Below are 13,950 nucleotides of genomic sequence, written 5' to 3' on the forward strand. Positions count from 1 at the left end.
GATATGTGACAACGCAGCCGAACGCAAGGGGCGAATTGGCAAGAAGTTTTAGCAATGTGCGGGGAAAAGTGGCAGCCCGTAGGGGAATCGAACCCCTCTTTCCAGGTTGAAAACCTGGCGTCCTAACCGATAGACGAACGGGCCACTGTGTGTGAGGCGGCTTCTAATCTTGGTCGCGCGTCAGCGCAAGAGACAAAATCAATTCTTTTTGCGTCTACCTAAAAAAATTCCTGTCAGGATCAGGGCTACGCCAGCCGTTCGGGCGATTGGGTTGCCTGCGTTGTCCAATATGATATCCAGCGCGACGCCTGATACCATTTGGCCCGCGATTACCAACACGGCGGTTTGTGCCGCGCCAATGCGGGCAATGATCCAGCTGCTGGCAGCAATGAAAACAACACCAACCATCCCGCCTGCATAGGCGATGAGCGGCACATCAAACGCGTGCTGCGTTGGCATCAGCCCGCCAAAGATCAGGACGATCACGCAAAGAAAGACAAAGCCGACCGCATGATTCCAAAACGACGATTCCATTGCGCTGGTCGATAGTGCCAATCGCCCGTTCACCTGACGGCTAAGGCCGACCAGAATACCGCCCGCAAAGGCCATGATGGAAAATAGGATCATGGGCTATCCTTTGTCTAAAAAGATAATGATCAGGCTGCCCGCCACGATACAGGCAAACGAAATCAATTCTGTTGATGTCGGCAGCCGCCGTTTGAGCCCGAAAAGCCCGACCATATCCGCACCTAGCCCGAATACCATTTGCCCCGCCAAACCCAGCGCGATGGTTCCTGAAAGGGCCAGAGGTGTATTTACGGTGAACGAGGTTAGGATGACCGTCACAGCGCCAGCCAAGCCCGCAAGATACGCCCATAGTGGCGGTTTGCTGCGCTGTTCTTTGGGTTTGCGGCCCATCGCTGCCAGCAGGATCAACGCTGTGACCGTTCCAACGCCATGTGCCAGCCAAGACGAAAACAACGGCGTTGCACCAGCTGCTGCCATGCCATTCAGCAACGTCATTATTGTCAGGAGGCCGCCGATGCCTAATGCGGCGATTGTATAAATCGGCATATTTTTTGAATTCATGGTCAAATGTCTGTCAGTCTGCCGCTCGCAATGCAACCTTTGAATGCAAGCGAGGCTGGATAATGGTCATTAACTGTTTCTTTGCCGAATTCTGGACACGATTAGCGTGTATATCAGTTCGAAATGATTCCGAATGGGTGTCGCAATGCGTTGTGTTTTTGTTGCAATAATGATGTCCGCAATAGCGGGTTCGGCCACTGCCGAAGGTGCTTGGGCTGGGTACAGCTATGCTGGTCAGGGCCGGCTGCTGAACAATGACTTTTTCGGAGACGGACATGATCGTTGGCGCACGGGTAGCTATTTGTTGGGGCTTGGTTATGAAAATCCGCAGGCCCCAGCGGCAATCAGTTCGTTAGAGCTACGCCTTCGCGGGGAATCTATCGCGCCACGTGGCGTAACCGGATCAATGGCAACCGATCGCGCCTATGCGGGGATTTGGTCCATGGGGCTGCATAGCCATCTGCGTAGCAGTGATGTTGACCTGAGTTTTGGCGCAGATTTGGTCGTGGTTGGTCCGCAGACGGGGATACTGGAGCTGCAAGAGAGCCTGCACGACATTCTGGGTGCGCAGCAAATCGATCAAACCGTCAGTGACAATCAGGTTGTGAATGGCGTCTTTCCAACCGTCACCGCCGAATTGGGTCACGACTTTGTCGTTGGGAAAGGCGTCGCTGTCCGTCCATTTGGCGAAGCGTCTTATGGCGTCGAGGATTTTTTGCGGGTTGGGGTCGATGTGTCGATCGGTGATACAGCCCAAGACGTTGTTTATGGCCGCGATCCCGTAACGGGTCAGCGGTACAAAATCGGCGAATCTGATCAAACTGGTTTCGGCGTCGTTTTGGGGGCCGATTACGCCTACGTGGACGACAGCGAATATTTCCCGTCGGATTTCGGAACAACGATGAAAAATGAACGTTTGCGCGCTCGGGCAGGGGTGGCGTGGCAATTTACGCCCGACATGTCAGCCTATTATGGCATTACATATCTATCCGAAGAATACGAAGGTCAGTCCGAAGGCCAGTTTGTGGGGTCTCTCAAACTCAATCTTAACTTCTAGCTGCAACACTCTGATATTTTTAAATCTAAAGGGTTGATTCGACAGCTTTCGCACGTCTAGATTGCCTACGTACCTGCGCGACAAAGACGCGGGACGCATTGAAGGCATGAGGCAGGCATGAAAACGGGCTATCAAGGCACGTTTGTCATTTCCTGGTCGCAAAGTGAATTAGACGGCAGCTGGGCTGCGCCGATCGACCATCTAAGAGTCGGGGCGAGCTGGGCGTGGACAGGTGAGCCCATTCGTGTGGATGGCGCGAATTCTGTTTTGCTATTAGGCGAAGCGACCGGAGAGGCGGACATTAGAAAACGCGCGGCACAGTCCGTGCGCAGATTGCTATCGGCAGCGGTGTTGCCGAATGAAAAAGGTTTGGATGAACACCTTCAAACCCCTTTGTTCGAGAAAAGTTTCAATATTACGGATGGTCGTGGCACGTGGACGGTGACCGTGATTGATTTGGGTCGTTCGCGTCCACCTTTGTTGATGTTTGTGGGCGAATTGCCTCCGAAGCATCGCGAAATGTGGGTGGTGTCGCACAATATCGATTTGGAACGTCCTGATCAGATCAGCGATGCTCCTGGCGGCGTCATTTGTTTCACGCCAGGCACCACGATCCTAACAGACAGCGGACCGCGTCTGGTTGAAACGCTGGTCGAAGGCGATCGCGTTCAGACCAAAGATAACGGCTGTCAGGAAATTTTATGGATCGGAACGCGCCGTGTTACCGGTGCGCGTCTATTCGCGATGCCGCATTACGCGCCGGTTCGTATGACGGCAGGTGCGTTGGACAAAGATGTTCCAGACGAAGGGCTGTTGGTATCTCCAGATCACCGCATGGTTCTGAAAGGGCCACGCGCCAAGGCGTTGTTCAATGCAGACGAAGTATTGGTGACGGCGCGCGATTTGGTGAATGATCACAATATATATGTAGATCGTTCCGTTCGCGAAGTGACCTATATTCACATGTTGTTGGCATCGCACGAGGTGGTGTTTGCAAACAACGTTGAAACCGAAAGTTTCCACCCAGCCAGCGCAGCGCTGTCACATCTGGGGGAAATGGATCGGACGCGTTTGTTTGATCGTTTGCCCGAGTTGGGTGGCAATCCGCAGGCATATGGTGCGTTTGCACGCCGCGTGCTGACATCCAGTGATGTTGCGATCCTTAGCCACGATTATGGGCGCCGCGTGTAATTGGATTGTTGACTCTGTCGCTCGCGCTTTTATAAGCTGCCCATTCATTGGTGTTGGTGGGCCCCGCAAGGGGATTCCTGTCATGGCTTCGGCCAAGAGGACAACGCCCTTCATAGTCGCCCATCAGGGCGTCGTCAAAATCGAAGGATATCAGCTGTGACCAAACGCACATCTGCCAAGTACAAAATCGACCGCCGTATGGGCGAAAACATCTGGGGCCGTCCAAAGTCGCCAGTAAACAAACGTGAATACGGCCCAGGCCAGCACGGTCAGCGCCGCAAAGCGAAAATCTCGGACTTCGGTCTGCAGCTGCGCGCAAAGCAGAAGCTGAAAGGCTACTACGGCGACCTGACCGAGAAACAGTTCCGCCGCATCTATGCAGAAGCTGAGCGTGTAAAAGGCGACACCGGTGAAAACCTAATCGGTCTGCTGGAGCGCCGTCTGGACGCAGTTGTTTACCGCGCGAAATTCGTTGCGACCGTATTCGCTGCACGTCAGTTCGTAAACCACGGCCACGTTCTGGTGAACGGCAAGCCAGTGAACATCCCATCCTACCGTGTCAAAGAAGGCGACGTTGTAGAAGTTCGTCAGAAGTCGAAGCAACTGGCAGTTCTGCTGGAAGCTGTTCAGCTGACCGAGCGCGATGTTCCTGACTACATCGAAGCAGACCACAACAAAATGACCGCGACTTTCGTTCGCACTCCTGGTCTGTCGGATGTTCCATACCCAGTTGTTATGGAACCGAACCTGGTGGTCGAATTCTACGCGAAGAACTAATCTTCGCCGATCTACAGAATTTCTGGCAAGGGTCGCCCAATCGGGCGGCCCTTTTCGTTTATTGGTACTGTGTTTCTATTTCGATCAGCCGTTGTTTGCGCCACAGCCCGCCCGCATAACCCGTCAACGTGCCGTCCGCCCCGATCACGCGATGACAGGGGATAATCAGCGCAATCTGATTTGCTCCATTGGCCGCAGCAACTGCACGGACGGCGGTCGGGTTGTTGATGGTGTCTGCCAAGGCACCATAACTGACGGTGTGGCCTGCTGGAATGTCGCGCAACGCGGTCCAGACCGAACGTTGAAACGAGGTGCCGTAATCGGCGGCCAAAGGAACGGTGAATTGCGCGCGCGTGCCTGCGAAATATTCACAAAGTTCGGTTTCCGTTTGATCGGCGATCGCAGTGCGTCCGAAAGATAAGCTTGCGGTTTTGGCCAGCCGTTTAAGGTTCGTTGCCAATGCCTTACGATCTGGAAATTCCAACATACGCAAAGCGTTGTCATCGGCGATGGCGATCATCGGGCCTAAAGGTGTGTCGATAAAATCTACCTTTAGGTTGCTTTCCGTTTGCATGTCTGAAGGCGCAACACCCAGCATCGCGGCAAAGCTTTTCCGAAAAGCCGTGGGGGAATCGTACCCTGCATCTAGTTGCGCTTCGATGACTTTACCGCCGCGCGCAATTGTGCCCGTTGCTATTCGCAGCCGTCTTTGGCGCGCCATCTGAATAAATGTCATCCCGAAGTGACGGCGAAATAGCCTTCGCACGGTCGAAGTATCCAAACCCATCGCGGCGATATCGGTTTCTGCCCATTTTCGATCAGGATCGGTGTCGAGTGCGTCTAACAGGCGTGCAATGACTGGGTCAGCGGCGGCGCTTGTGCCAATTGGATGGCAGCGTTTGCAGGGACGATACCCAGCCGCAGCGCAGGCCGTTGTTGAGTCAAAGAATTCGCAGTTTTCCCGCAGCGGTTTTCGTGCAGGGCAGGTTAGCCGACAAAAGATCCCCGTCGACCGCACGCCAACAAACGCACGACCCTCGTAACTGGGATCACGGGCCAGTAGGGCGTCATACAGGGTGTTATCGTCAGGTAAGGTAAACAGCATGAGGTCGGTATAGCGGCACAGTTGCACATATACCGCCTGAAAACGGGCAGCTAATCAACTGCGGTCTGGAAACAGGCCCATAGCAAGGGTAAGGAAGGGCACCAACCCAAGGGGCCTAAAATGACGAAATCGCCACAGCCACAGCCCGGCATTATGGACATCGCGCTATACGTAAGCGGTGAGAGCACGGTCGCTGGCAAATCGGATGTTCTGAAACTGTCGTCGAACGAAAATCCTTATGGATTTTCTGACTCTGTTCGCGATGCGTTTGTACGTACGGTTGGTGAATTGCATCGTTATCCAACCACGGATCACGGCCCTTTGCGCCGCGCGATTGGCGAAATGCACGATGTTGATCCCGACCGCGTTATCTGCGGCGTCGGATCGGACGAGGTGCTGCAATTTATTACGACAGCCTATGCGGGCGTGGGTGACGAAATCATCACCACCGAACACGGGTTTTCGATGTATCCGATTTTGGCGAAACAGGCTGGCGCTGTGCCTGTCACTGTCGCCGAAAAGGATCGCGTTGTAGATGTCGATGCCATTCTGGCGGCCGTCACCGACAAAACCCGTATCGTGTTTATCGCGAACCCTGCGAACCCTACGGGTACGATGGTTGAAAATGGTGAATTGATCCGATTGATCGAAAACCTGCCATCGGATGTGCTTTTTGTGCACGACGGGGCCTATACTGAATACGTCGATGAATTTGACGGCGGTAAATCGTTGGTCGATCAATACCCTAACGTGATCATGACCCGTACGTTTTCGAAAATTTACGGGTTGGGCGGTTTGCGCATTGGCTGGGGCTATGCGTCCCGCGACATCATCGATGTGCTGAACCGTTTGCGCCAGCCATTTAACCTAAGCCAGACCCAAATGGCCGCGGCTGAGGCCGCCGTGCGTGACCGCGCATTTGTTGAAAAATGTCGGACCGAAAATGCCAAATGGCGCGACTGGATGACCAACGCTCTGCGCCAGATGGGTATTGGCTGCGATGACAGCTATGCCAATTTTGTGTTGGCCCGTTTTGCGGACGCAGACGAAGCCGCTGCAATGGATGCCGCGCTGAAAGCCGACGGGATTATTGTCCGCCGCGTGGCAGGCTACGGTATCGCCGAAGGTCTGCGCATCACCGTGGGCGACGAATCTGCCTGCCGTCGTGTTATCCACACGATCGCCACCCAAAAAGGCGTGCGCTGATGGTCATGTATAACAAAGTCGCTCTGATCGGTCTGGGCTTGATCGCTGGGTCTATGTCGCTGGCCATGCGCCGTGGCAAACTGGCTGGCGAAATCGTCGGCTATGCCCGTAGCCAAGAAACGCGTAACATCGCGCGCGAAATCAATCTGGTTGATCGCGTCTGTGACACCGCAGAAGAGGCCGTGCAGGACGCCGATCTGATCGTTTTGGCCGTGCCCGTTGGCGCGATGGGCCCCGTGATGGAGGCGATTGCGCCTCATTTGAAAAAGGGCGCTGTTGTCACGGATGTTGGGTCGGTCAAACGGTCGGTCTTTGATGCTGTGATCCCTCATATGCCTGACGGTTGCCATTTTATCGGCTGTCACCCGATGGCGGGTACCGAACATTCTGGGCCGCATTCGGGCTTTGCCACGTTGTTCGATAAACGCTGGTGTCTGGTCGTCCCACCCGAGGACGCGGATCAGGCCGAGGTTGACCGCATCTGTGATTTCTGGCGCGGCATTGGCGCGGATATCGAAATCATGGAACCCGATCACCACGATCTGGTCTGTGCCGTCGTATCACACGCGCCGCACTTGATCGCCTATACGATGGTGGGCGTGGCCGACGATCTGCGCCGCGTGACGGACCAAGAGGTCATTAAATTTTCCGCCGCTGGTTTCCGCGATTTCACGCGTATTGCCGCGTCGGACCCGACCATGTGGCGGGATGTGTTTTTGACGAACAAAGACGCGACACTGGAAATTCTGGGCCGTTTTACCGAAGAATTATTTGCGCTTCAGCGGGCAATCCGGACGGGCGATGGTGATACGTTGTTTGACTACTTCACTCGCACTCGTGCGATCCGCCGCGGAATTATCGAAGCAGGTCAGGATACCTCTGCGCCAGATTTTGGCCGAACGCCGACCAAATCGGAATGATCAGAGCGGGGGCGCTGATCTGTATCGCTTTATGGGCTGGTGTCGCGAGCGCCGAAGCACCCATTAATGCGCCAGCGCCGCCGGTACGTCCGACGATTGCCCCAGATACGCTGCCCCGCCCATTGGCGCGGCCTGATGGGTTGATCCCAGCGCCATCAACGCCAGAAACAGATTTGGCGCGTGAAGCAATGGCTACTCCAGCCAGCCAATACGCGGTTCAGACATCCACCCCACCAATCGCGCGAACGGGGCGTGTCGAACGCCGTGCGGCAGAAATAATCGCGGCCCGCGCCCGTGGAATGGTGTGCAGTGACCCCGATATTCAGGGGGAGTATATCGCGCCCATTAACGGGGCAGGGGCATGCGGTGTTGATCAACCTGTTCGGTTAAGATCGGTAATGGGGATCACATTTAACGACCGGCCCACCATCGATTGCCCCACGGCAATTGCACTGAAAAACTGGCTATCGCGTAGCGCAATCCCTGTCATCGGCAGCGAAGGCGGCGGGTTAGAGCGGTTGAACCTGATGGGCCATTACTCCTGTCGCAATCGCAATGGCGCGGCTTCGGGGCGTTTATCTGAACATGCCTTTGGACGCGCTATTGATATCGGCAGTTTTCGATTGCGCGATGGTAGTGAAATATCCGTTCTAAATGATTGGGGCACCCGTGCGAATGGTCGCCAGTTGCGCGAAATGCACCGCGGAGCCTGCGGTATCTTTGGTACCGTTTTGGGACCCGAGGCAAATGCCGCACATCGTAATCATTTCCATTTCGATACCGCCCGGTATCGCAGCGGCAGCTATTGCCGTTAACGCAGGCGCGGGGCGGGGCCCAAAGGGAAAGGCCCCAGTTTGATTTGTCCATCTGCAAAGATCAGGGGCAGGTTCACCCGTCCGTTTTCGTCGGCCAAACCGCCAATCATCGCGCTGTATCCGAACACCGTGCCGCGATCGATCACCCCAGCGTCGGCCATCAATTGAACCAGCATCTGCCAACCGCTCGCGGATAGATCCAACCGTCCCGTTGGAATGCCAAAGGCGTCGATCGCCAGATCACCATTTACGGTCACATCTAATTCGCCCCAATTCATTTGAAGCGGCGCGAATTCTATGGATTGCAGCGGGTTCGGTGCCTGATCTGTAACCGACATCACACGATCAAACGTCACCTGTCCGTCGAAATCGATCAGATCGACGTTTCGCAGGATTGGGTCATTTATCATCTGGGCGGGTAACTGAATTTTGGTTCCCGATACTGACAATGTATATGTCGGCAGGTCGGCGGCCTGCATATCAACCGTCAAAGACCCAATCGCCCCCTCAAACGTGCCAGACACAACAGCGTTTTCGATTACCCCGCTGACCGAGGCAATTTCGGCGTTCGGATTGTATCGAAACCCAACGTCGATCCACAGTTCATCGGCGATTTGGGTTATGCCGCCAAATGAAACGGCGCCGTCGATTTTTGCACGAACATGATTGGGGGCCAGAAGAGGGGTCGAAATCTGAATGTTTTCGATGCTGCCGCCTTGGCGGAATGCTAGGTCCGCGGCATCCGAACCCACACGCAACGGGTTCATCATCCAGTGGGGGCCATCATAGTTCGTGACCTGACCGTTGGCCGTTAAATCGATCAGAACCGAGGTCGCCAATTTGGAATAGCCGAAGCTGCCCAGACCCCAAACCGTTGCATAGGCAATACCAAGTCCGACCACCCAACGACGTGCACCCATTTTCGGCCCCTTCACCTTTATTCCGAAACTGTTTAACCAATGAAATATGGACGCAAAAGAACAATCACCGCTGTGGGTCTTTGGCTACGGATCACTTTTGTGGAATCCGGGGTTTGAACCTGTTGAATCTGTCCCTGCAACCATGCCCGATTTTCATCGGTCGTTCTGTATGCTGTCGATCCATCATCGCGGTACTGTTGAACACCCAGGATTGGTTTTGGCGCTGGACGCGCAAGCGGGCGCACAATGCACCGGTATCGCATTTCGCGTGGCTGATAGCGATCGCGATCAAGTCATCGCGGATTTACGCGAACGCGAATTGGTTTCCTCGGCTTATCTGGAACGTGTGCTGCCGCTGACGTTGCGCGATGGGCGGGCTGTGAATGCACTGACCTACATTATTGATCCCGCGCATGAACAATATTGCCATTTTTCATTGGAAACACAGGCGCAAATGATCGCCTCGGCAGTTGGCGGTCGCGGGCCGAATACCGAATATCTGGAACGTACTGCACTGCATTTGATCGAAATGGGTATTAAAGACCCCGATATGGAATGGCTCCTGTCCAGAGTAAGACTATTGTGTACCCAATAGGGGCATAATTCATTTGCGCACCGCCCCTAGGGCTGTAATGGTTATAGGGATTGAATAAAGACGAGGAACCCAACCCGTGGTGGACATCAGGGAACCCGAGGCCGAGCCATATTTTTCGCAACCGACACGCCAGATCACCTTTATGATGATCGCGCTGGGTTTGATTGGCGCAGGCATCTATTTTGCGTTTTCGACGCTTGAATCCATTTTCCTGTCGAACCCTTATCTAAACGGTTTGATCCTGACGGTCTTTGTGATCGGTGTTGTGTCTTGTTTCGGGCAGGTGGTTCAGCTGGTTCGGTCTGTTGGCTGGATCAAAAAATTCGCGCGTGATCTGGATGTACAGGGCGCGCCTGTGTTGCTTGCGCCGTTGGCGACTTTGTTGCGGTCACGCGGGGCGCGGATGCAAATCTCTAGCACCTCGGCGCGGTCCATTTTGGATTCGGTTGCCAGCCGCATCGACGAAGATCGCGAAATCACCAAATATCTAGGCAATACGCTGATCTTTTTGGGATTGCTGGGTACGTTCTATGGTCTTGCGACGACCGTTCCTGCGCTGGTCGACACAATCCGCAGTCTGAACGCCGACGAAGGTGCATCAGGCGCGGATGTTTTTGCCAAATTGCAGGTCGGATTAGAAAGCCAGCTGGGCGGCATGGGCACCGCGTTTTCGTCGTCATTGCTGGGTCTGGCGGGATCGCTGATCGTTGGTCTGCTAGAGCTATTTGCCGGCCACGGCCAAAACCGTTTTTATCGCGAATTGGAAGAATGGTTATCGTCGATCACGCGGCTTGGTTTCGCTGCTGGCGACGAAGGCGGGATGGAGTTTGTCGGTGGCGGATCTAATGACCAATTGGTCGCCTTGATCCGCGCATCAGAAGAAGGCCGTTTGCGCACCGACGAACAAATCGCCCAACTCAGCGCGACTGTCTCGCAACTGGCGGCGCGGATGGATGATCAGGATATCAGGCCCGCTTTGGCGCAGGCCGCCGCCGCACAACAAGAAATGGCACAAAAACTGGCCGAAAGCGGCGTTGACGGGATCGATGCCGAAAGCCGTATGCGTCTGCGTTCGATAGACGTCCAGCTGCTGCGTATCCTAGAGGAGCTATCGGCAGGCCGTCAGGAAACGATCACCGAATTGCGCGGCGAATTGGGCAACATCAGTCGTGCCCTGCGTCAGATGAAACGCAATCCGGGGCAGGAGTGATCCATGGCGATCTCTCGCCGCAGTACGAATAGGTTCAACGCGTCGATCTGGCCCGGTTTTGTGGATGCCATGACGGGGCTGTTGCTTGTTCTGATGTTTGTACTGACCATTTTCATGGTCTTACAATTTGTGCTGCGCGAAAAAATCGAAGGCCAAGAGGACCGTTTAAACGAACTGACAGCTGAAGTGTCGACGCTTGCGCAAGCATTGGGATTAGAACAGGCGCGATCATCTCAGCTAGCTGGGCAAGTCGGGCAGTTGACGACCGATCTGACCGCTGCGAATGACGAACGGTCTGCGCAAGCCGCATTGATTGCCCGCCTGACACAAGAACGCGACGCGAATGCCGCCGCGTTGGTCGAGGCGCAGAACCGCATCACAGGGTTCGAAGCACAGGTAGCGGGATTGTTGTCGGATCGTTCTGATTTGCGAAGCCAAGTCGCCGATCTGGAAAATACTCGTGACACATTGATTTCGGAACAAGAGGCGCTGAACCTTGCGTTGGCCCAAGCGCGCGATGAAATCGATACCGCCGCCGAACAGGCGCGTTTAGCTGCCGCGCGGCGCGAAGCGTTAGAGGCGATGATCGCCGAGTTAGAGACCGATAAATCGGATGCTCTTGCCTCTGTCGATGCATTAGAGGCGCAGCAATTGGTTGATGCTGCTGCATTGGACAGCTTGCGCGAACGTTTGGCTAATGCGGATTCCGAAATCACCGCAATGACACTGGCGCTGGAACAACAACGCCGCCGCGCCGAAGATACGCTGACGTTGCTTGCTGCGGCAGAGGCGGCGCGTGACGATCTGGATATGCGGTTGGCTGCGGCTTTGCTGGCGAAAACCGAGCTGGAAAATGATCTAACCAGCGCGCTGAGCAACGGCCAAGATTTGGATGCACGTTTGCTGGCCGCGTTGGATTTGCAGCGCACCACCAATGCAGACCTTGCCGCCGCGCAAGAAGCTTTGGCTGCCGCCGAAGCCTCTAATCAGGATTTGACCACCCGCTTGGCTGCCGCCATAGCCGCGCAAGAACTGGCAGAAGGCGATTTGGACGCGGCACAACAGGCATTAGAGCAAGCACTGGCTGACGGCGATGCGGCGCAATCCGAAATTCAGGAACAATTGGCGGCGGCGCTGCTCGCGAAACAAGCAGCCGAGGCTGAATTGCAGGCCGCGCAAAGTGCGGGCGCAGCTGCGAATGCTGCGCGGTTGACTCTAGAGGAACGGTTGGCCGAGGCGTTGATTGCCCGTCAGGCGTTGGAACAACAGGTCCAGTCGCTGTCGGAAAATCGCAGTGAAACCGAAACTGAACGTGCCAGCCTAGAGGCGCGACTGGCCGAAGCGTTAGCCGCCCAAGCCGCGGCGCAGGCGAATTTGACCGAGCAGATGACCGAAGCCGAACGACAAGCGGCGTTGTTGGCAACGGCAAATGCGGCGCTGGCCGAAGAAGAAGCGCTATCAGCAGAAAGCCAGCGACAGATTGCGGCCCTGAATGAGAATGTTGCCGAATTGCGTGCGCAGGTCAGCCAATTGCAAAACCTTCTGAACTTAGCTGAAATCGCGGATAGCGATGCGCAGGTCCAAATATCTAATCTGTCGTCGCAGTTGAATCAGGCGCTGGCGCGCGCTGCCGCAGAAAGTCGTCGCCGCCTAGAGCTGGAAGAAGCAGAGCGCGCGCGTTTAGAAGCCGAAGCGCAAAATTTGGCGCGGTATCGTTCTGAATTCTTTGGCGAACTGCGCAGTATTCTAGAAGGCCAACAAGGCGTTCGTATCGAAGGCGACCGTTTCGTATTTTCGTCCGAGGTTTTGTTTGCCCCTGGCAGTGCGACCCTATCGGCCCAAGGCCAGCAAGAGATTGCCAAGGTCGCCGATATTTTGCGCCAAGTGTCCGATAGCATTCCCGAAAATATCGATTGGATCATCCGCGTCGATGGTCATACCGATAATCTGCCGCTGTCGGGGCAGGGGCAGTTTGCAGATAACTGGGAACTGTCGCAGGCGCGGGCGCTGTCAGTGGTGCGTTATATGTCCGAAGCCCAAGGCATCGCGCCAAACCGTTTGTCGGCAAACGGGTTCGGTGAATATCAGCCTGTGAATACAGATGACACGCCAGCCGCACGCGCCCAAAACCGCCGGATCGAGCTAAAGCTTACTGAACGGTGATGGTGACTGTCTGGGTGTCGATGACCTGATCGCCCCGCATATGGGTGACGGTTCCAGTATAAGTTCCGCCGCTCCAGCCCGTTATGGGGGCACGTTTTCCACCAGCACGGAACCACAGCGCTTGGTCGCGATCTAACACCACTGTGTTCATGAAAATCGATCCCTCTGGCCCAGTGATGTCGAACGCCATTGTATCGCCCAACAATCCGCCAAAGGCATAGCCCCACAGAACCATGTCCTGAAACGCCGATTGGGTTAGGCGGTCCGGCATACCCTGTTTAATTTCGTCGTATGCAGGGACGTTTGGTGCGAACCCTGATGTAATGATGCCGCCAGCCGATATGGGCGGTACGTCAATCCATAGCGTGTCATTACTTGTGCCGCAGGTATTGGCGTTTGGTGCAAAGGGATCAACGACTTCGCCGTCTTTTCGAACCGAAAGGTGAATATGCGGGAACTGTGTTTGACCTGACAATCCGACTTGTCCCAACACTTGCCCCATCGCAACGCGGTCGCCGCTGCGAACGGTCACGGATCCTTTGGCCAGATGACAGTACTGGGTTTCCCAACCGTCCCCATGGCTGATGACCACGCCGTTGCCGCATTCACGACCCGAAACATCAGGTGCTGATGGTCCTGTTTGCAGCACATCATCCATGTCATTGCGTACCCCGCGCACAGTACCAGGGGCAGAGGCGATGACGTCTACACCTTGGGCTTGTTGGTTCAACGATGTCAGCGCGAAATCCGTGCCTTTGTGGGTGTCATAGGTCAGCGTCCCGCAGGTGAAATCGCGAATTCCATCCGTGGTATCCAGATCAACGAACTGCTGGATGTAACAGTCGGTTTCCAGATCGCAGGCGATTGGCAGTCCCAAAAGAATGTCCCCCGCCATGACAGGC

General features: G+C 55.2%; 14 protein-coding genes and 1 tRNA gene. 9 read left to right on the forward strand and 6 right to left on the reverse strand.

The window, feature by feature from the left end:
• Window positions 1-69: 69 nt before the first annotated feature.
• From BVC71_RS10505 to BVC71_RS10515, 3 genes are all read right to left on the reverse strand, one after another.
• Window positions 70-144 (reverse strand) — tRNA-Glu (locus BVC71_RS10505).
• A 54-nt stretch (window positions 145-198) separates the two neighbouring features.
• A complete protein-coding gene (locus BVC71_RS10510) occupies window positions 199-627 on the reverse strand; it encodes a DMT family transporter (protein WP_086451616.1) in 429 nt (142 codons plus the stop codon).
• 3 nt (window positions 628-630) lie between these two features.
• Window positions 631-1,089: a DMT family transporter gene (locus BVC71_RS10515; protein WP_086451617.1), complete on the reverse strand. Its 459-nt coding sequence runs from the start codon at window positions 1,087-1,089 to the stop codon at window positions 631-633.
• Window positions 1,090-1,258: 169 nt separating this feature from the next.
• On the opposite strand from BVC71_RS10515, the gene BVC71_RS10520 reads away from it, so the two are divergent.
• From BVC71_RS10520 to rpsD, 3 genes are all read left to right on the forward strand, one after another.
• Window positions 1,259-2,146 carry a lipid A-modifier LpxR family protein gene (locus BVC71_RS10520; protein WP_165767759.1) on the forward strand — a complete coding sequence of 296 codons (888 nt, stop codon included), beginning with the start codon at window positions 1,259-1,261 and terminating at the stop codon, window positions 2,144-2,146.
• A 117-nt stretch (window positions 2,147-2,263) separates the two neighbouring features.
• Window positions 2,264-3,337, forward strand: a complete 1,074-nt coding sequence (locus tag BVC71_RS10525) for a Hint domain-containing protein (protein WP_086451619.1) — start codon at window positions 2,264-2,266, stop codon at window positions 3,335-3,337.
• Between the two features lie 156 nt (window positions 3,338-3,493).
• The gene (rpsD, locus tag BVC71_RS10530) at window positions 3,494-4,114 is read left to right on the forward strand and encodes a 30S ribosomal protein S4 (RefSeq protein ID WP_086451620.1); all 621 of its coding nucleotides are present in this window, start codon (window positions 3,494-3,496) and stop codon (window positions 4,112-4,114) included.
• 58 nt (window positions 4,115-4,172) lie between these two features.
• Here rpsD and BVC71_RS10535 read toward each other — a convergent pair whose 3' ends face one another.
• Window positions 4,173-5,219, reverse strand: a complete 1,047-nt coding sequence (locus tag BVC71_RS10535) for a bifunctional transcriptional activator/DNA repair enzyme AdaA (protein ID WP_086451621.1) — start codon at window positions 5,217-5,219, stop codon at window positions 4,173-4,175.
• 120 nt (window positions 5,220-5,339) lie between these two features.
• Between BVC71_RS10535 and hisC the strand changes: the two genes are divergently transcribed.
• The 3 genes from hisC to BVC71_RS10550 are packed head-to-tail and all read left to right on the forward strand — an operon-like array spanning window position 5,340 to window position 8,160.
• Window positions 5,340-6,425, forward strand: a complete 1,086-nt coding sequence (gene hisC / locus BVC71_RS10540) for a histidinol-phosphate transaminase (protein ID WP_086451622.1) — start codon at window positions 5,340-5,342, stop codon at window positions 6,423-6,425.
• A complete protein-coding gene (locus BVC71_RS10545; RefSeq protein ID WP_205905967.1) occupies window positions 6,425-7,345 on the forward strand; it encodes a prephenate/arogenate dehydrogenase family protein in 921 nt (306 codons plus the stop codon). Before hisC ends, BVC71_RS10545 begins: the two co-directional genes overlap by 1 nt.
• Window positions 7,342-8,160 (forward strand): extensin-like domain-containing protein, encoded by an 819-nt coding sequence (locus tag BVC71_RS10550; RefSeq protein WP_086451624.1) that lies wholly within the window; start codon window positions 7,342-7,344, stop codon window positions 8,158-8,160. Before BVC71_RS10545 ends, BVC71_RS10550 begins: the two co-directional genes overlap by 4 nt.
• On the opposite strand, the gene BVC71_RS10555 is transcribed toward BVC71_RS10550, so the two are convergent.
• Window positions 8,157-9,080, reverse strand: coding sequence for a DUF2125 domain-containing protein (locus BVC71_RS10555; protein WP_086451625.1), 924 nt, complete (start codon window positions 9,078-9,080; stop codon window positions 8,157-8,159). The two genes, BVC71_RS10550 and BVC71_RS10555, sit on opposite strands and share 4 nt — an antisense overlap.
• Before the next feature lie 46 nt (window positions 9,081-9,126).
• Between BVC71_RS10555 and BVC71_RS10560 the strand changes: the two genes are divergently transcribed.
• From BVC71_RS10560 to BVC71_RS10570, 3 genes are all read left to right on the forward strand, one after another.
• Entirely contained in the window at window positions 9,127-9,675 is a 549-nt protein-coding gene (locus BVC71_RS10560; protein WP_086451626.1) for a gamma-glutamylcyclotransferase, read from the forward strand.
• 142 nt (window positions 9,676-9,817) lie between these two features.
• Window positions 9,818-10,885, forward strand: a complete 1,068-nt coding sequence (locus tag BVC71_RS10565; RefSeq protein WP_086451627.1) for a biopolymer transporter ExbB — start codon at window positions 9,818-9,820, stop codon at window positions 10,883-10,885.
• Window positions 10,886-10,888: 3 nt separating this feature from the next.
• A complete protein-coding gene (locus BVC71_RS10570; protein WP_086451628.1) occupies window positions 10,889-13,048 on the forward strand; it encodes a peptidoglycan -binding protein in 2,160 nt (719 codons plus the stop codon).
• Here the strand turns inward: BVC71_RS10570 and BVC71_RS10575 are convergent.
• On the reverse strand, window positions 13,035-13,925 hold the full coding sequence (locus tag BVC71_RS10575) for a M23 family metallopeptidase (RefSeq protein WP_240516833.1): 891 nt from the start codon (window positions 13,923-13,925) through the stop codon (window positions 13,035-13,037). The two genes, BVC71_RS10570 and BVC71_RS10575, sit on opposite strands and share 14 nt — an antisense overlap.
• Between the last annotated feature and the right edge of the window lie 25 nt (window positions 13,926-13,950).

The sequence above is a fragment of the Marivivens niveibacter genome (assembly GCF_002150005.2).
Classification (GTDB): domain Bacteria; phylum Pseudomonadota; class Alphaproteobacteria; order Rhodobacterales; family Rhodobacteraceae; genus Marivivens; species Marivivens niveibacter.

Coding starts and splice junctions, on each gene's coding strand:
- BVC71_RS10570 (WP_086451628.1), top strand. CDS start 10,889: ATGGCGATCTCTCGCCGCAGTACGAATAGGTTCAACGCGTCGATCTGG.
- BVC71_RS10525 (WP_086451619.1), top strand. CDS start 2,264: ATGAAAACGGGCTATCAAGGCACGTTTGTCATTTCCTGGTCGCAAAGT.
- hisC (WP_086451622.1), top strand. CDS start 5,340: ATGACGAAATCGCCACAGCCACAGCCCGGCATTATGGACATCGCGCTA.
- BVC71_RS10520 (WP_165767759.1), top strand. CDS start 1,259: ATGATGTCCGCAATAGCGGGTTCGGCCACTGCCGAAGGTGCTTGGGCT.
- BVC71_RS10545 (WP_205905967.1), top strand. CDS start 6,425: ATGGTCATGTATAACAAAGTCGCTCTGATCGGTCTGGGCTTGATCGCT.
- BVC71_RS10510 (WP_086451616.1), bottom strand. CDS start 627: ATGATCCTATTTTCCATCATGGCCTTTGCGGGCGGTATTCTGGTCGGC.
- BVC71_RS10515 (WP_086451617.1), bottom strand. CDS start 1,089: ATGAATTCAAAAAATATGCCGATTTATACAATCGCCGCATTAGGCATC.
- BVC71_RS10550 (WP_086451624.1), top strand. CDS start 7,342: ATGATCAGAGCGGGGGCGCTGATCTGTATCGCTTTATGGGCTGGTGTC.
- BVC71_RS10535 (WP_086451621.1), bottom strand. CDS start 5,219: ATGCTGTTTACCTTACCTGACGATAACACCCTGTATGACGCCCTACTG.
- BVC71_RS10555 (WP_086451625.1), bottom strand. CDS start 9,080: ATGGGTGCACGTCGTTGGGTGGTCGGACTTGGTATTGCCTATGCAACG.
- BVC71_RS10565 (WP_086451627.1), top strand. CDS start 9,818: ATGATGATCGCGCTGGGTTTGATTGGCGCAGGCATCTATTTTGCGTTT.
- BVC71_RS10560 (WP_086451626.1), top strand. CDS start 9,127: ATGGACGCAAAAGAACAATCACCGCTGTGGGTCTTTGGCTACGGATCA.